Raw genomic sequence first — 16,690 nt, 5'->3', positions numbered from 1 at the left:
TCAAAAAACTCTATTCGGCGACGGCCGCACCGACGCCGAATTCCGCAATGTGTCAGCCCAGCAGGTGTTCGGCGGCGGCCAGCAGGGCGCAGGTGGCCAGACCGTCGACGGCGTTGCGCAGGTCCTCGGTGGACGGGAACGACGGGGCGATCCGAATGTTCTTGTCCTCGGGGTCCTTGCGGTAGGGGAACGAGGCACCGGCTTCGGTGACCGCGATGCCGGCGTCCTTGGCCAGCGCCACGGTGCGCCGAGCGGTGCCCGGCAGTACGTCCAGGCTGATGAAGTAGCCGCCTTTGGGGTCGGTCCACGACGCGATCTTGGCGTCACCGAGCCGGTTCTGAAGAATCTCGGCGGCCAACTCGAACTTGGGCGCCAGGATCTCCTGATGGCGTCGCATGTGCAGCCGCACACCGTCGGCGTCACCGAAGAACCGCAGGTGCCGCAGCTGGTTGACCTTGTCCGGGCCGATCGAGCGTTTCCCGGCGTACTGCAGGTACCAGGCGATGTTGCCCAGCGAGCCACCGAAGAAGCTGACGCCGGCGCCCGCGAAGGTGATCTTCGAGGTGGAGGCGAACACGTACGGCCGGTTCGGGTTGCCCGCGGCGGCGGCCAGCCCCAGCACGTCGATCTGGTGGGGGAAGTCGGTGGTCAGGGTGTGCACCGCGTAGGCGTTGTCCCAGAACAGCCGGAAGTCGGGTGCGGCCGTCTTCATCTGCACCAGCCGGCGCACGGTCTCCCAGGAGTAGGTGATACCGGTCGGGTTGCCGAACACCGGCACGGTCCACATGCCCTTGATCGCCGGGTCGGCGGCGACGAGTTCTTCGATCAGGTCGACGTCCGGGCCGTCCTCGCGCATGGGGACCGGGATCATCTCGATGCCCATGGTCTCGGTGATCGCGAAGTGCCGGTCATAGCCAGGGACCGGGCACAAGAACTTGACGGCCGGCTCCTGCCCCCACGGCCGCGGCGAGTCCACCCCGCCGTGCAGCATCGAGAAGACGATGACGTCGTGCATGAACTCGAGGCTGGCGTTGTTGCCGGCGATCAGGTTGGGCACCGCGATGCCCAGCAGCTCCCCGAAGATGGAGCGCAGCTCGGGCAGACCATGCAGACCGCCGTAGTTGCGGGTGTCGGTGCCGTCGTCGCCGCGGTAGTCATCGGGGCCCGGCAGGGCCAGCAGGCCATTGGCCAGGTCGAGCTGCTCGGGTGACGGCTTACCGCGGGTGAGGTCCAGCGACAGCTTCTTGGCCTGCAGCTCGGCGTAGTCCTGCTGGTAGCGCTCATATTGCGCGGTCAGGTCGGCAGGGGCGAGGGTATGCAGCGACACGACGTACCTTTCAAGTCCCTTATCAAGCGCAATCAGCCGGCGAAGGCCCGACATATAAGGGGACCCCGCGCACCCGCCAGAGCCCATTGACCCTTGCTGCCTTCCGGCCCTGGGGGAGTTCACAGGATGGACGCCGCGCGGGGTCCACGGGCAAGTCTAGCGGTGGTCGCGAGCGCGGCGAAGCCGGGCGCTGCGGGCCGCCGCCACCGGGCACAGCGGTGGTCGCGAGCGCGGCTAAGCCTGGCAGGACGAGCGGCGCGCGGGGCATGCAACGGACTCAGCTACCATTGCCGACGGAGGATTCGCCTAGTGGCCTATGGCGCTCGCCTGGAACGCGGGTTGGGTTAATAGCCCTCAGGGGTTCAAATCCCCTATCCTCCGCACCCGATTCAGGTGCGGCCGGACCGACAGATCACGGTCCGGTCGCACCTGAATCACTAGCTGACGAGCATGGGAGGTGGCGTGAGTCGTACCGTCGCCACGGTTTGGCACGCGTCGCTCTCGACTCTCGCCGCCATCCTGTATTTCCTCTTCGTCCTGCCGCGGTGGTGGGAGCTGACCGGCTTCAGCCCGCATGTGTTGGGCACCGTGATGCGAGTTCTCCTCGGACTGCTGGTCGCGGGGATGGCCCTGCCGGTGGCGGCGGTGTTGAAGCAGTCCCGCAAGCCCGAGTACGGCACCCCGCAGCTTGCGCTGACACTGCGGACCGGCTCGATCGTGGCGCATCTGGTGGCCGCAGCGCTGATCGTCGGCACCGCGGTCAGTGAGATCTGGCTGTCGCTGGACAGCTTCGGCGTGTGGCTGTTCGGGATCTACGGGGCCGCAGCCGCGATCGCCCTGTTGGGGATCGGTGCGTTCTATCTGGCATTCGTCGCCGAAATGCCTCCGCCGCCGCCCAAACCGCTCAAACCCAAGGTCGAAAAGCAGCCCAAGCAGGGTCGGCGCCGGGGCAAGAAGTCCGGCGACGCGAAGACCGAGGACGCTGACGCCGACGAGACCAAGGTCGATGACGAGGCCGCGAATGAGCCCGAGGACGCTGACGCCGACGAGGCCGAGGCCGATGGCGAGCCCGACGCCACCGAGATCCTCGAGTCGACGGGCGTCGACGCCGACGAGCCGGCCCCAACCGACGCGGGCAAGCTGCGCCCGTCCGGCAAGCGCCGGGCGAAAAAGGACCAGTAAGCCCGATCCCGCCCGGCTACCCTGTTCGCTATGGCCGAGAACCTCGGTGGCTTCGCGGATGCGGCGCGCGCGCGTGAAGTGGAGCTCGCGAACCGGCTGGCGGCATCGGTAGCGGCCGACAAACAGTTCCAGACCATCCTGCAGCAGGCCGTGCGCAACACCGTGAGTTCGCGGCAACGCCTCGACGCCATCGAGTCCGAGATCCGCGAGTCGGCCGCCACCTGGCCAGGCCTGGACACCCCCGCCGGGTCCCGCCAGTTCCAGCGATTCCTGACCGCCAAGACCCGCGAGATCCACCGGGTGGTCTCCGACGCCGCCACCGACAGCCGGCATCGGACGCAGCTGGTGCAGACCTTGACCAATGACTACCGGCTGGGCAGCGGCGCGGACGGTCAGGACCCGCATATCCGCCTGGTGGACAACACGATTCCGGCCGACGGCCAGCACGACCCCACGATCGCGGGCGTGGGCAGCCCACCGATGCCGGAGAAGCAGGACGGTTCGCCCTATGACCTGGGCGCGACGATCCCGGGCACCGGCATCGTCATCACCGGGGACCCGGAGAGCGGCCACCCCCGCCTGCAGCTCCCCGGACAGCCCGACATCGATAACCCGTTTCCCGTCGATGACGGTTTCCGGGCACTGCCGACCGGCACCGCGGTCGGCCCCGACGGTCAGCAATACGCGTTCTACAGTGTCCGGCCGTACGGGCCCGGGACCTCACCGGACAACTACATCGCCCCGGAATCTCGGGTGCAGAACCTGGCCGATCCGGCAACGGATCTGGGACCGCTGCTGGGCACCCCGCTCGGCTCAGACACCAAGGTGGGCATCTCGCAGGCCAGCGGTGTCTACGACCCGGCCTCCGGGACCATGATGATCGTCGGAAACGTGGGGCAAGACGGTCAGCGCGCCCTGTGGCAGTCGGCTCCGGTCGCTGCCGGCGACCCGCCTCATGCCTGGATGAACAGCCTGCATGAGGTCGGCGCCTTCAACAATCTCGGGCCCGCCAACCGGGAGAACCAGATCGTGCCGCTGCCCCAAGGCGGGTATCTGTTGGCCAGCGCGAGCGATGGCGGCCAGGTCGTGGGCGTCACCGCGGGCAGCCCCCAGGGCCTGCTGCAGGCTCCCCCGCAAGACCTCACCGGCCCCGGTTTCATCCCGAGCCCCGGCAATCAGCCGGCCGTCCCGTACGGGCCGAGCATCGTCAATGTCGAGACGCTTCCCAACGGACAAGAGCAGGTCACGATGCGGGTCAGCACGTGGCCGACGCCTGAGGGCTGGCCGGTCGGGCCAGATGCCCCGCCGCCGCCCTATCACCCGCGGACCTACACCACCACGTTCACCATCGACCGGTAGCGCCGACGGGCCCGGGAAGGCCTAGAACCCCTAGAACGCCGTGCTGCCCGAGGGGCTCAGCACGAACCCGTGATGGCCCAGCGAGGTGTCCAGGCAGGCGACGAGCTGGTCGGTGCCCACCGCACAGGTGACGTTGCCGTACGACAGCTTCTGCCCGACGCCCAGGAAAGCTCCGTTGGAGAACTGGCGGCCGCAACCGGTCGATTCGCGGTTCAGCCGCAGGCCCGCCGCGCCCTGGGAGCGCACCGTCCCGATCACACACCCGCCCGGCACCGGGGGGCCCGAGCCCAGCGGCGCGTTGGCCAGGCCCGGCATGTCGCCGTCGCACATGATGGCCTGCGACGATCCCGCGGGCGGGTCGATGGCGTCGAATTGGCAGGCGACGTTGTAGGGCGTGGAGAAGTTCACCCAGCGTCCCGGCCCCTTGGGGCCCGTGGAGATGTAGTTGTCCACCGGGACCGCGGTGAAGTCGTCAAAATCGGGGAACCCCGCAGGCTGCGCCCCCGCAGTTCCTCCCGGGGCCGCGAGCAGCAGGCCGCCCGCCGCGCCGGCGACGAGCAGAACCCGCATGACTCGACGGATGGAACCGTTCATCGGTCTCCTGTTACGGCTTGGGGGCCCAGTCCCACACCGACATGTCGTCGCGCGGGTACTGACTGCAAGCCTCGGTCGACTTGGCGACGACACCCTTGTTGTTGAAGAAGATCTTGGCGTGGTTGGGCCACGACACCGTCAGCGGGTCGGCGAAGTTGGTCGCCAACTCCTCGGAGTAGGCCCGGCGCTGCTCGGGGTTCAGCGAGAAGAACCAGTGCATCTTGTCGATGGTGGCCTGCTGCACCTGGACCGGTTTGTTGTGCATGTCGATCATGTAGCGCTCGTAGTAGATCGGCGACAGGTCGCGGCTGGCGGCCAGCATCTGCTCGGCACTGCAGTCGGTGCGGATCACCCGACGCGGGATCGGGAAGTCGTCGGTCGCGTCGGCGGAGGCGGTGGCGGGCAGCAGCACCGCGGTCACGGCTGCGCCGACGGCGGCAGCGGTCACGACGATGCCCCTCAGTAGCGAGCGGTGCGTACGCATGGAGTCCACTGTAGCCATTCCCCGGACCCTTTCACTCTGTCAGTTCTGGGACGCTAAACCCGCCGGTGAGACCGCTGAGTCGGGTGAAGCAGGTGAGGCGAATGCGCCATTAAAAGGGTCGCTCAGCCATCCGAACTCGGTAAGCAATGCTACATAACTTTAGCCATGCTACCTAATTGTTTTCCGGCTCCCTGCGCATGCGATCGCTCACACCGGCTACCGGTTGTGGGCCAGCTCCTCGGTGTCCTCCGAGCCCTCGCCGCGAGCCAGGGCGGCGGCCTCTCGATGCCGGGCGGCTTTCCCACCGACGTGCGGCAGCACGTTGATCGGCCACCAGAACCAGCGTCCCAGCAGCGCCGCGATCGACGGCGTCATGAACGCCCGCACGATCAGCGTGTCGAACATCAGCCCCAGACCGATGGTGGTGCCGATCTGCCCGATGATGCGCAGGTCACTGACGGCCATCGACGCCATGGTGAAGGCGAACACCAGTCCAGCCGAGGTCACCACCTTCCCGGTGCCGCCCATCGCCCGGATGATGCCGGTATGCAGCCCGGCGTGCATCTCCTCTTTCAACCGGGCGACCAGCATCAGGTTGTAGTCCGACCCCACCGCCAGCAGGACGATCACGCTCATCACCAGCACCAGCCAGTGCAGCTGAATACCGATGATGTACTGCCAGAACAGCACCGACAGCCCGAACGACGCACCCAGCGACAACGCCACGGTGCCGACGATCACCAACGCGGCGATCAGGGCGCGAGTGATCAGCAGCATGATGATGAAAATCAGGCACAGCGAGGCGATTCCGGCGATCAGCAGGTCATAGTTGGAACCGTCGTGCATGTCCTTGAACAGCGACGCGGTCCCGCCGAGATAGATCTTGGCGTCTTCGAGCGGCGTGCCCTTGAGCCCTTCCTCGGCCGCGGTCCGGATCTTGTCGATGTGCGAGATGCCTTCGGCGGTAGCCGGATTGCCCCGATGCGAGATCATCATCCGAACGGCCTTGCCGTCCGGGGAGATGAACATCTTCATGGCCCGCTTGAAGTCCGGGTTCTCGAACACCTCCGGCGGCAGGTAGAACGAATCGTCGTTCTTGGACTCGTCGAACGCCTTGCCCATCGCAGTGGCGTTGTCGCTCATCTCGTCCATCTGCGCGAAGATCCCGGACATGGTGCTGTGCATCGTCAGCATCATGATCCGCATGGTCTCCATGGTGTCGATCATCGGCGGGAAGGTGCTCAGCATCTGCGGCATCAGGGCATCCATGTCACCCATGTGCGCGATCATCTTGTCCATGCTCTCGCTCATCGGGTCAACGCTGTCGACCATGTCGAACGCCGAGCGCAGCGAGAAGCAGATCGGGATGTCGTAGCAGTGCGGTTCCCAGTAGAAGTAATTGCGGATCGGCCGCCAGAAGTCCTCGAAATCGGCGATGTGGTCCCGAATCTCGTAGATCTGGGCCTGTAGGTCATCCATGTCGATGACCATCTCGTGGGTGATGCCGGCCAATTGGCTCATGTGGCCGTACATCTGGCGCATGGTGGCGATGGTCTGCTCCATGGCCTCGGCCTGGGTCAGCATGTCGTCCATGCGCTTCTTCTGGAACTGCATGGTCTGCAGTTGGCCCGCGTTCTGCATGCTGATCTGGAACGGGATCGAGGTGTGTTCCAGCGTGGTGCCCTGCGGACGGGTGATGGCCTGTACCCGGGAGATCCCGACGACCTTGAAGATGGACTTGGCCAGCTTGTCGATGATCAGGAAGTCCGACGGGTTGCGCAGGTCGTGGTCGGCCTCGATCAACAGCACCTCGGGCATCATCCGGGACTGCGAGAAGTGCCGGTCCGCGGCGTTGAAGCCCTCATTGGCGGGGATGTCGGAGGGAATGTATTTCCGGTCGTCGTAGGCCGGCTGATATCCCGGCAGCGCCAGCAGGCCGACCGCCGCGACCGCCAGGGAGGCGACCAGAACCGGGCCGGGCCAGCGGACGATCACCGTCGCCACCCGCCGCCAGCCGCGGGTGCTGGTCGCGCGCTTGGGGTCGAACAGGCCGAACCGGCTGCCGACCGTGATGATCGCCGGGCCCAGCGTCAACGCCGCGAACACCGAGACCAGCATGCCCACCGCGCACGGAATGCCCAGCGTGACGAAGTAGGGCATCCGGGTGAAGTGCAGACAGAACACCGCTCCGGCGATGGTCAGACCGGATCCCAGGATGACGTGCGCGACGCCTTCAAAAGCCGTGTAGTACGCCGATTCCCGGTCCTCGCCGGCTTGGCGCGCCTCGTGATAGCGGCCGATCAGAAAGATCGCGTAGTCGGTGCCGGCGGCGATCGCCAGCGAGACCAGTAGGTTGACGGCGAACGTGGTCAACCCCACCCAGTGGTGGTGGCCCATGAATGCCACCACGCCGCTGGCGGCATTCAGCTCCATGTAGACCATGCCCAGCAGCAGCGCCACCGTGATGACCGACCGGTAGACGAGCAACAGCATGGTCAGGATCACCAGGATGGTGACCACCATCATCTTGAACATCGACTTGTCGCCGGCATGGTTCATGTCGGCGGCCAGGGCCGCGGTGCCGGTGACATAAACGGTCAGCCCCGGCGGCGTCTGGACCGAGTCCACGATTTCGCGGACTGCGGCGATGGAGTCGTTCGCCGCCGCCTGGCCGATATTGCCGACCAGGTTCAACTGCACGTAAGTCGCTCGGCCGTCAGCGCTTTGGGCGCCGACGGCGGTCATCGGGTCACCCCAGAAGTCCTGCACGTGCTGGACGTGGGCGGTGTCGGCCTTGAGCTTCTCGACCACTTCGGCGTAGTACTCGTGCTCGGCGTCGCCCAGTTCGTGGTCGGCCTCCAGCACGATCATCGCGGTGCTGTCGGAGTCCGACTCCTGAAAGACCTTGCCCATCTCGGTCATGGCCTGCATGGAGGGAGCGTCTTTAGGGCTCGCCGACACGGCGTTCTGCTTGCCGACCTCTTCCAGCGGCGGGACGGTGGCAACGAGCACCGCGATCAGCGCCAGCCACCCCAAGATGATCGGTATGGCGCACCGGCGGATGGTCCGCGCGATGAACGGTCGCTCCGGCCGCTCGCCGGTGCGAGGTGTACCGAGCTGGCTCATGCCGCCTTCAGCAGGCAGAAGGTGTAGGCGTTGACCTCGTTGGAGATCCGTTCCGCCTTCACCTCTCCGTCCACGGTGATACGGCAGCCGATGCTGTTGCTATTGCCCTGCGCCATGATGCTTCCCACCACAGACGGAAGCGTGGTGACGATTTCGAGCTGCCACGGCAGCGCGACGTCCTGGACCCGCTGCGGCTCGGAGTTGACGTCGAAATAGCTGATGTCGGCGACCGTTCCGGGCGGGCCGAAGATCTCATAGGTCAACCGCTTGGGGTTGAACGGTTTGGTCTCGTCGTTCTGGCCGTCTGAATAGGAGGGGCGCTTCTCCGAGCCGAACAGGCCGTGGATGCGCGTCACGGTGAACGCGGCGACACAGACCACAGCCACTATGACCAGGGGTATCCACACCCGGCTCAGTACCTTGAAAATCGAAGTCCCCTCACACCAGCAAACTTTGGATACCCTAACCCACATCAACGTGCGTAAACGCACGCTACAGCACTCCCACGGAGGCCCGCAACGCACATTGTGTGCGTTATCCTCTCGCTGTGCGTCAGGTCGCCTTCCAACGCGCCCGCAGCGACGCGAACAAGCGTCAGCGGGCTGAAGCGTTGATGGAGGCCGCCCGCTCGGTGGCCACAGAGACCGGCGTGGCATCGGTGACCCTGACCGCGGTGGCCCGCAGGGCCGGGGTGCACCACTCGGCGGTACGGCGTTACTTCAGCTCGCACAAAGAGGTGCTGCTGCGACTGGCCGCCGAGAGCTGGGAGGGCTGGTCAAACACCGTTTGCACCGCGCTGCAACGGTCCGAGACGATGTCGCCGGACCGGGTGGCCGCCACCCTGGCCGGCGGGTTGGCCGCAGACCCGTTGTTCTGCGACATGCTGGCCAATCTGCACTTACACCTTGACCATGAGGTAGACGCCGAGCGGGTGATCGAGATCCGCCGAAAGATCACCGCGGCGGGGCTGACCATGGCCGACGCCCTGCTGCAGGCGCTCCCCCGGCTGGGCAAGCAAGGTGCCTTCGACCTGTTGCTGGCGTCCTATTCACTGGCAGCGCCGCTGTGGCAGGTGGCGCACCCACCGACCAAACTGGCCGACGCCTATGCCGCGGAGCGGCAGGTGCCACCGGAGTGGAATCTGGACTTCACCACCGCATTGACCCGGCTGCTCACCGCCACCTGCATCGGACTGTTGGAGCCGTCAGTCTGATTTCGCCCGGCTGGGCTGCACCCGCTTGGGTTCGCCCGGCATCTTCGGGTAGTTCGGCGGGTAGGGCAGGTCCCCCAACCCGCGGGCCTCGTCGGTTGCCACCATGTCCAGCAGCGGCTCGAGGGACTGCTCGACGTCGTCGATGGCGCTCCACGGGTCTCCACGCCGTGCGATCAGGTCCGGCACGGTGCTGATCGTGAAGTCGTCGGGATCGGCGCCGTCGGCCAGCTCATCCCAGGTCAACGGCGTGGACACGGTGGCGATCGGCGTGGCCCGCACCGAGTAGGCCGATGCCATGGTGCGATCCCGGGCATTCTGGTTGAAGTCGACGAAGATCCGCGCGCCGCGTTCTTCCTTCCACCACGAGGCAGTGACCGCCTCCGGTGCGCGCCGCTCGATCTCGCGGGCCAGGGCAATGCCGGCCCGGCGGACCTCGATGAAATCCCAGTCGGTCTTGATCCGTAGGTAGACGTGCAGGCCGCGGCCGCCGGAGGTCTTGACGTAGCCGATGAGCCCGAGCTCGTCGAGCAGCGGGCGCACCACCTCCAGCGCGACCGCACGGGCCTGCGCGAAACCGGTGCCCGGCTGCGGGTCCAGGTCGATGCGCAGCTCGTCGGGGTGGTCGGTGTCGGGACAGCGCACCGGCCAGGGATGGAATGTCACGGTGCTCATCTGCACGGCCCACAGGATGTCGGCGGGCCGGGTGACCTTGAGCACGTCTGCGGTACGCCCGGAGGGAAACGTCACCCGGCAGGACTCCACGTTGTCCGGGTGCGAACGCGGCAGCCGCTTCTGGTAGACCTCGTCCCCGTCGATGCCGTCCGGGAACCGCTGCAGATGGCTGGGCCGGTCGGCCAGGGCGTGCAGCAGCGGCCCGGTCGCCACCGCCAGGTAGTAGTCGGCCAGCGCCCGCTTGGTGCCGCCCGCACCCAGCCGGGGGAAGTACACCTTGTCACCGCTGGTGAAGCGGACGGCGGTGCCACCGACCAGCAACTCCTCGGGACCGGCCATCTCAGGTCTCCAGCACGTCGGCGAGGTCGTAGTTCAGCGGCACCTCGAGCTGATCGAAGGTGCAGCTGGCCGGGTCCCGGTCGGGGCGCCACCGCAGCAGTTTCACGGTGTGCCGAAAGCGGTCCCCTTCCATCTGGTCATAGGCGACCTCGGCGACGCGCTCGGGCCGGATCGGGACCCACTGTTTGTCGGCGGCGGAGTTCCACCGGCTCGGTTCGCCGTCGCGGACCTCACCGAGACGCAACGGCTCCAGCTCGGTCTGGAGCTTGCGCCGATCGGCATCGGTGAACGCCGACGAGCCGCCCACCATCGCCAGCTCGCCGTCGGGGCGATACAGGCCCAGCAACAGCGAACCGATGCCGACCCCGCTCTTGTGGATGCGATACCCCATCACCACGCAGTCAGCGTCCCGGTGGTGTTTGACCTTGACCATCTCGCGCTTGCCGGGCAGGTACGGCCCGTCATTCCGCTTCGCGACCACCCCGTCCAACCCGGCGCCTTCGAACGTGGTGAGCCAGCGGGTGGCCTGTTCGGGGTCGGCGGTGGCCCGGGTGATGTGACAGCCGGCGCCGCCGGTGATGAGCTCGGCCAGCGCCGCGCGCCGCTCCCGAAAGGGTTCGTCGAGCAGCGCGGCCGAACCGGTGGCCAATGCGTCGAAGGCGATAAACTGCGCGGGGGTCTGTTCGGCCAGCAACCGCACCCGGCTCTCGGCGGGGTGAATCCGCTGGCTCAGCGAGTCCCAGTCCAGCCGGGTCCGCCCGCCGATCTGGCGCGGCACCACGACTTCGCCGTCGAGCACGCAGCGCGGGGCGGTCTCGGCGCGCAGCGCCTCCAGCAGTTCGGGGAAGTAGCGGCTCAGCGGTTTGCCGTTGCGGGACTGCAGCAGCACCTCATCGCCGTCGCGGAACACAATGGCGCGGAAGCCGTCCCATTTGGGTTCGTAGGACCAGCGGCCCGCGTCCTCAGGAACCTTGGCGGCCGCCTTGGCCAGCATCGGATCGACCGGCGGCACCACAGGCAGGCCCATGGTCTCCATAATGGAGGCTGCGGCCCCATCTGTCACAGCAGCCACGACGAGCAAGGGATGTGTCTGTTGCCCGCCTTTGAGCGACAGCAGGGTTCGCTGTGCGGCTATACCCCGGTTTCGGGGGGCTCCCAGTAGCGGCGCACCAGCATCCCGCCGATGGCCCGGGCCAGACCAGCCTTCACCTGTTGCTTGTCGACGCCCCGGCCACCCGGTGGATCCGCGCGCCATTCCGCCACCGACTGCAGCTCGCGGCCGAGGAACTTCTCCCGGCAGGCGTTGCGCTGAATCTTGCCGCTGGTCGTGGTGGGAATGCTCATCGGCTTTACCAGCAGCACCGCGTGCGGCTCGATCTTGTGATGGGTGGCGATCGCGGCCCGGATCGTGTCGATGACGCCGGCGAGTTCGACCTCGTGATGGCGGTGCACCTCCTGCACCACCATCAACTGTTCGACGGCGTTGAACCGCGGTTGGACCGCAAAGACCGCGCCGCGGCCGGGCAGCAGTACCGGATCGCAGTTCTGCACAGTCATCTCGATGTCGCTGGGGTAATAGTGGGTGCCGTCGATGGTGATCAGGTCCTGGCACCGGCCGACGATGAACAGTTCACCATCGTGCAGGAATCCCCGATCCCCGGTCCGCAGGAACGGGCCCTGCCCGGTGTCGGCCAGCACCGCCGCGAACGCCCGCTCGGTCTCCTGCGACTGACGCCAATAGCCCTGCGCGACACTGGGTCCGGCCACCCAGATCTCCCCCACTCCGTCGGCCGGGCAGCGCTGCCGGGTGTCCGGGTCGACGATGACGACGTCCTGGCCGCCGCCGGGACGACCGCAGCCCACCAGTGTCGCCGTGCCGGCGTCGCCGGGTGCGGCGTCCACGACACGGTCCTCCCCCAGCGCGTCGCGGTCGATGTGTCGCACCATCGGCGTGGGTTCGGCGGATCCGCCGGTGACGGCCAGGGTGGCCTCGGCCAGCCCGTAGGCCGGCAGGAACGCCTCCGGGGCGAACCCCGCCGGTGCGAAGGTCTCGGCGAAGCTGTCCAGGGTGGCCACATCCACCGGGTCACCACCGTTGACCGCGACCTTCCAGTGCGACAGATCCAGGCCGGCGCGCTCGGCCTCGCTGGTGCGTTTGACGCACAGGTGATAGCCCAGGTTGGGGGCCGCGCTGATCTCGGCGCGGTAGCGGGACATGGCCTGCATCCAGCGGATCGGGCGCATGAAGAACGCGCTGCGGGACAGCAGCACCATGGTGCCGCCGATGTAGAGCGGGGCCAGCACACCGCCGACGAAGCCCAGGTCGTGAAAGTTCGGCAGCCAGGACACCCCGATGGTCGGGTCGTCGCTCGGTGAGCCGTCGAAGCCGAGTCGCCACGCCGCGCACATGCCCGCCAGGTTGTGCAGGTAATTGCGGTGGTTGAGCACCACACCCTTGGGAGAGCCGGTGGAACCGGAGGTGTACTGCAGCACGGCTGGGATGTGAGAGTCCAACGGCGGCAGTATCCAGCTGTCGGGATCTTCCTCCGGTTCGTCGAGGGTCGCCCAGTGCAGCGGCCCGGGGGCCAGGGTGTCCACCTTGGCCCGCAGCTTGTCCTGCCGGTCGGCGGTGGACAGTGCGAACTCCGCGCGCGCGTCCGGGATGAGGGCCGCCGCGCGCTTCGTCGGCCACTGCTCGTCGACCGGAACCGCGACGGCGCCCGCGTAGAAGCACCCGAAGAAGCCCGCGACGCTATCCAGACCCGGATGGCAGAACAGCAGCACCCGCTGGCCTGCAGCGCCGTGGCGTTGCAGGCCAGCCGCGATCGCGCGCGCCCTGGTGTCCAGCTCCCGGTAGCTGAGCCGACCCTGCTCGGCGTCCCCTTCGGGGCAGTACCGAAACGCAACCTGATCGGCCCGGCGGTCGGCCTGCTGCAGCAGCAGGTCCAGCAGGGTGTCCGGGGTGGGCGTCATCCGTCGACTGTAGAACCCGCTGAGGGTGGGCTATCCCTGGTGGCCACTGCTGCCGCTACCGCCCGCGGAACCGTCGTTGCCGTTCGCGGTGTTATTGCCGTTGTTGCCGTTGGGGGCGAAGGTTCCGTCGGCCTGCTGTCCTCCGGCGCCACCGGCACCGCCCTGCGCGCCGGTGCCGCCGGTGCCCGCGTCACCGCCGCCACCGCCGGCACCCACGTTGCGGTCGCCGTAGCTAGTGCTGCGCGTGGCGTCGCCACCATCACCGCCGTTGCCGCCGGAACCGCCGTTGCCGGCTTGGCCGCCGTCACCGCCGAAACCGCCGCGCCCGGCTTGACCGGCCACCCCCTGGCCGCCGGCCGCTCCCGCGGCGCCGCCAGCACCACCGGCCCCGCCGTTACCGGCATCGCCGCCATCACCACCGACACCGCCGGTACCACCCTTGCCGCCAGTCGCCGAGGTGGCGGCGATGGGCGCTTGCATGTGTGCTTCGCCTCCAGTGCCACCGGTGCCGCCGTTGCCGCCGCTAGTGCCGTCGCCGCCGTTACCGCCGGCACCACCGACGCCGCCGTCACCGCCGACACCGGAGACCGAGCCGGCAGCACCACCGGCACCACCGGCACCACCGGCACCGCCGGTGACCCCGCTGATGCCATCTCCACCGTTGCCGCCGGTGCCGCCGGCACCGCCGACCGCGGAGCTAGAGCTACCGCCGACGTAGCCGTAGCCGCCGGTGCCGCCGTTGCCGCCGTTGGCGCTCACCCCGCCGTTGCCACCGGCACCGCCCTTACCGCCGGTCGCGGTCTCACCCAGCCAGGCCCCGGTGTTGGCTCGGCCGCCGGTGCCGCCGGTGCCGCCGTTCTGCAGGTGCCCGCCGTTATTGGCGTTATTACCAGCCGTCCCGACTCCGCCGGTGCCGGCCGTGCACGAGGAAGTTCCAGTGGTGCTACCGCAGTCACTGCCCCCGCCGCCGCTGTTCGCGTTCGGGCTGCTCCCGCCCGGGGTCGGGGTGGCCGGGTTGGTGCCGACCGCGCCGGCACCGCCGGATCCGCCGTTACCACCGTTGCCCTGGCTGCCGGCCGCGCCGCCGAGACCGCCGTTGCCGCCGGCTTGGCCGACGTTGCCGGTGACGCCGTCGCCCTTGCCGCCGGCCCCGCCGTTGCCGCCGTTGCCGCCCGTGGCGGTGGCACCGGTGTGGCCGTCGGCTCCGGTGTGGCCGCCGGCCCCGCCGGCACCACCGATACCGCCGGTTCCGGCGGTACCACGCTCGCCACCGGTACCGCCGTTGCCGCCATTACTGGCGATCGCGGTGCCGCCACCGCCGATACCGTTACCGCCCCAGCCGCCGTTACCGGCATTGCCGGCCGCGCCGCCCGCACCGCCAGCGCCGCCGTCGCCGTTGTGCGCTGCGCCGCCGTTGCCGCCGATGCCGCCCACACCGCCACTGCCGGCGTTGCCGCCGTTTCCGCCGTTGGCGCTCACGCTGCTGGCGTCGGCACCCTTGCCGCCGTCACCACCGTTGCCACCGGCGCCGCCCTTACCGCCCGCACCGCCGTCACCAGAGATGGTGCCGCCAGCCCCGCCGATACCGCCATTGCCGCCTAGGCCACCGTTGGTGCCGTTGGTGCCGTTGCCATTGGCGTCGACCACGCCCGTGTTACCGGTGGCGCCGGCACCACCATTGCCGCCGGCCCCGCCAGTACCGACATCGCCGGCCTTTCCACCGTCACCGCCGCGGCCGCCGGTCTGCGCGATCCCACCGCCCAGCACCTGGCCGGTACCGCCGTTGCCGCCGGCGCCACCGTCCGCACTGCCTGCTGCGCCGAGCGCACCGGTCGCCGCCTGGCTGGTGTGTCCGGCGTTCCAGCCGCCGGCCCCACCGGTGCCCGCCTGGCCTACCGCACCGGCGCTGCCGCCGTTGCCGCCGTAGCCGGCCACGGCGTTGGCGCCGCCACCGGCACCGTTGCCGCCGCGGCCACCGTCACCGCCGTCACCGGCCGCACCGCCAGCACCGCCGATACCGCCGGCACCGCCGACCCCGGCGTTGCCGATGCCTACCGCCGCGCCGCCCAGACCTCCGGTGCCACCGACACCGCCCTGCCCGCCGGTGCCGCCGTGACCGGTGGCGTCACCACCGTTACCACCGTTGCCGCCGCTGCCCGCCGTGGCATCGATGCCGGCAGTCCCGTCCTTGCCTGAGCCGCCGGCGCCACCGGCGCCGCCGCCGCCGCCCTGGCCACCGGCACCGCCGTTACCCGAGACACTCCCGCCCAGGCCACCGACGCCGCCATTGCCGCCGGCCCCGCCGACACCACCGTTGGTGCCGTTGCCGGAACCGTCCGTCACGCCGGCCACGCCGGTCGCACCCACGCCGCCGTTACCGCCGGCACCGCCATTGCCGGTCGAACCGCCCTGGCCGCCGGTGCCGCCGTCGCCGCCGGCCTGCGGGGTGGCGCCGATCATGCCCTGACCGACACCGCCGTTACCGCCGGCACCGCCGGTTCCCGCGTGTCCATCCACCCCGTCTGTGCCGTTGGCACGCTGGGAAGCTCCGTCACCGCTCATGCCACCCTGGCCCGCGGCACCGCCCTCGCCGGGGCCTTCACCACCCTTACCGCCGTTGCCGCCGTTACCCGCGGCGGCATTGGCGCCACCGCCGGCGCCGTCACCGCCGCGGCCGCCGGTCCCGGCGTTACCGCCCGATCCGCCGTCGCCGCCGATGCCGCCGACACCGGCCGCACCCGCGATGCCGTTGGCCGCCGCACCGCCCGCACCGCCGGTACCGCCGGCCGCGCCGTCGCCGCCGTTACCGCCGACACCGCTGGCGTCCCCGCCGTTGCCGCCGTTACCGCCGCTGCCGGCAATCGCATCGGTGCCGTCGACACCGCTGATACCGGTACCGCCGGCACCACCGTTGCCGCCGTGCCCGCCGACACCACCGGCGCCGCCGTTGCCGGAAAGTGCGCCGCCCGCACCGCCCGCACCGCCGGCGCCGCCGACCGCGCCGTTGGTGCCGGCCAGGCCACTGCCCGCGGCACCGGAGACGCCGTTCGAGCCCGCACCGCCGTCGCCACCACGTCCACCGTTACCGGTCGGCCCGGCGTTGCCGCCCGCACCGCCGGCGCCGCCGACCTGTGCCGTGCCGTCGGTCGCGATCTTGCCGTCGCCGCCGCGGCCGCCCTGGCCGCCATTGCCGCCGCCGCCGGCACTGCCGGTGGTTCCGGACGAGGCCTGAGTGCCGTTGCCGACACCACCCTGCCCGCCGCTCCCGGCCGTCCCGGCCTGTCCACCGGCACCGCCATTGCCGCCGCTGCCGGCCACCGCGCCGGCCCCACCGCCGGTGCCCACGCCGCCATTGCCGCCGTTACCGGCCGCACCTGCCGCGCCGCCCTGGCCACCGACACCGCCGGCGCCGTTGGTCGCG

11 protein-coding genes, 1 tRNA gene, 1 other RNA gene and 1 pseudogene are annotated in these 16,690 nt (G+C 69.3%); 4 read left to right on the top strand and 10 right to left on the bottom strand.

The genetic code is table 11. The features are described 5' to 3' along the window. Positions 1-52: 52 nt before the first annotated feature. On the bottom strand, positions 53-1,381 hold the full coding sequence (locus EJK91_RS17035; RefSeq protein ID WP_046300888.1) for an aminotransferase class I/II-fold pyridoxal phosphate-dependent enzyme: 1,329 nt from the start codon (positions 1,379-1,381) through the stop codon (positions 53-55). Next, an RNA gene (gene ffs / locus EJK91_RS17030) (signal recognition particle sRNA small type) lies at positions 1,382-1,476 on the bottom strand. A gap of 146 nt (positions 1,477-1,622) precedes the next feature. Between ffs and EJK91_RS17025 the strand changes: the two genes are divergently transcribed. The 3 genes from EJK91_RS17025 (at position 1,623) to EJK91_RS17015 (ending at position 3,868) form a co-directional block, all read left to right on the top strand. Continuing rightward, positions 1,623-1,708 (top strand) — tRNA-Ser (locus EJK91_RS17025). A gap of 81 nt (positions 1,709-1,789) precedes the next feature. Beyond that, positions 1,790-2,509, top strand: a complete 720-nt coding sequence (locus EJK91_RS17020) for a hypothetical protein (RefSeq protein WP_125079509.1) — start codon at positions 1,790-1,792, stop codon at positions 2,507-2,509. A 30-nt stretch (positions 2,510-2,539) separates the two neighbouring features. Further along, complete coding sequence (locus EJK91_RS17015) at positions 2,540-3,868, top strand: DUF4226 domain-containing protein (RefSeq protein WP_125079508.1); 1,329 nt, start codon at positions 2,540-2,542, stop codon at positions 3,866-3,868. 30 nt (positions 3,869-3,898) lie between these two features. Here the strand turns inward: EJK91_RS17015 and EJK91_RS17010 are convergent, their stop codons facing one another. The 4 genes from EJK91_RS17010 to EJK91_RS16995 all read right to left on the bottom strand — a co-directional run bounded on the left by EJK91_RS17010 (position 3,899) and on the right by EJK91_RS16995 (position 8,545). Beyond that, a complete protein-coding gene (locus tag EJK91_RS17010) occupies positions 3,899-4,462 on the bottom strand; it encodes a hypothetical protein (protein ID WP_125079507.1) in 564 nt (187 codons plus the stop codon). A 10-nt stretch (positions 4,463-4,472) separates the two neighbouring features. Next, positions 4,473-4,946 carry a DUF5078 domain-containing protein gene (locus EJK91_RS17005; RefSeq protein WP_444850828.1) on the bottom strand — a complete coding sequence of 158 codons (474 nt, stop codon included), beginning with the start codon at positions 4,944-4,946 and terminating at the stop codon, positions 4,473-4,475. Between the two features lie 216 nt (positions 4,947-5,162). Continuing rightward, a complete protein-coding gene (locus tag EJK91_RS17000; RefSeq protein ID WP_125079506.1) occupies positions 5,163-8,072 on the bottom strand; it encodes an MMPL/RND family transporter in 2,910 nt (969 codons plus the stop codon). Continuing rightward, positions 8,069-8,545, bottom strand: coding sequence for an MmpS family protein (locus EJK91_RS16995; protein ID WP_051190286.1), 477 nt, complete (start codon positions 8,543-8,545; stop codon positions 8,069-8,071). The genes EJK91_RS17000 and EJK91_RS16995 overlap by 4 nt, the downstream gene beginning before the upstream one ends. A gap of 56 nt (positions 8,546-8,601) precedes the next feature. Here EJK91_RS16995 and EJK91_RS16990 point away from each other — a divergent pair, with 56 nt between their 5' ends. Continuing rightward, complete coding sequence (locus EJK91_RS16990; protein ID WP_125079505.1) at positions 8,602-9,285, top strand: TetR family transcriptional regulator; 684 nt, start codon at positions 8,602-8,604, stop codon at positions 9,283-9,285. Here EJK91_RS16990 and EJK91_RS16985 read toward each other — a convergent pair. From EJK91_RS16985 to EJK91_RS22995, 4 genes and pseudogenes are all read right to left on the bottom strand, one after another. Next, complete coding sequence (locus tag EJK91_RS16985; RefSeq protein ID WP_125079504.1) at positions 9,277-10,296, bottom strand: DNA polymerase domain-containing protein; 1,020 nt, start codon at positions 10,294-10,296, stop codon at positions 9,277-9,279. The genes EJK91_RS16990 and EJK91_RS16985 overlap by 9 nt on opposite strands. 1 nt (position 10,297) lies before the next feature. Further along, positions 10,298-11,332, bottom strand: a complete 1,035-nt coding sequence (locus EJK91_RS16980) for an ATP-dependent DNA ligase (RefSeq protein ID WP_164518001.1) — start codon at positions 11,330-11,332, stop codon at positions 10,298-10,300. A 95-nt stretch (positions 11,333-11,427) separates the two neighbouring features. Next, on the bottom strand, positions 11,428-13,269 hold the full coding sequence (locus EJK91_RS16975; RefSeq protein WP_125079502.1) for a fatty acyl-AMP ligase: 1,842 nt from the start codon (positions 13,267-13,269) through the stop codon (positions 11,428-11,430). A 30-nt stretch (positions 13,270-13,299) separates the two neighbouring features. Further along, positions 13,300-16,690, bottom strand: a pseudogene (locus EJK91_RS22995) (PE family protein); the annotation flags it as partial.

The organism is Mycobacterium sp. P7213 (genome assembly GCF_900604305.1).
Lineage (GTDB): Bacteria > Actinomycetota > Actinomycetes > Mycobacteriales > Mycobacteriaceae > Mycobacterium.
This window is presented reverse-complemented; position numbering and strand designations above follow the sequence as displayed.

What these genes read in the sequence shown, in the direction of transcription:
- EJK91_RS17035 (WP_046300888.1), bottom strand. Translation starts at nt 1,381, where the DNA reads ATGTCGGGCCTTCGCCGGCTGATTGCGCTTGATAAGGGACTTGAAAGG.
- EJK91_RS17015 (WP_125079508.1), top strand. Translation starts at nt 2,540, where the DNA reads ATGGCCGAGAACCTCGGTGGCTTCGCGGATGCGGCGCGCGCGCGTGAA.
- EJK91_RS17010 (WP_125079507.1), bottom strand. Translation starts at nt 4,462, where the DNA reads ATGAACGGTTCCATCCGTCGAGTCATGCGGGTTCTGCTCGTCGCCGGC.
- EJK91_RS17005 (WP_444850828.1), bottom strand. Translation starts at nt 4,946, where the DNA reads ATGCGTACGCACCGCTCGCTACTGAGGGGCATCGTCGTGACCGCTGCC.
- EJK91_RS17000 (WP_125079506.1), bottom strand. Translation starts at nt 8,072, where the DNA reads ATGAGCCAGCTCGGTACACCTCGCACCGGCGAGCGGCCGGAGCGACCG.
- EJK91_RS16995 (WP_051190286.1), bottom strand. Translation starts at nt 8,545, where the DNA reads ATGTGGGTTAGGGTATCCAAAGTTTGCTGGTGTGAGGGGACTTCGATT.
- EJK91_RS16985 (WP_125079504.1), bottom strand. Translation starts at nt 10,296, where the DNA reads ATGGCCGGTCCCGAGGAGTTGCTGGTCGGTGGCACCGCCGTCCGCTTC.
- EJK91_RS16980 (WP_164518001.1), bottom strand. Translation starts at nt 11,332, where the DNA reads ATGGAGACCATGGGCCTGCCTGTGGTGCCGCCGGTCGATCCGATGCTG.
- EJK91_RS16975 (WP_125079502.1), bottom strand. Translation starts at nt 13,269, where the DNA reads ATGACGCCCACCCCGGACACCCTGCTGGACCTGCTGCTGCAGCAGGCC.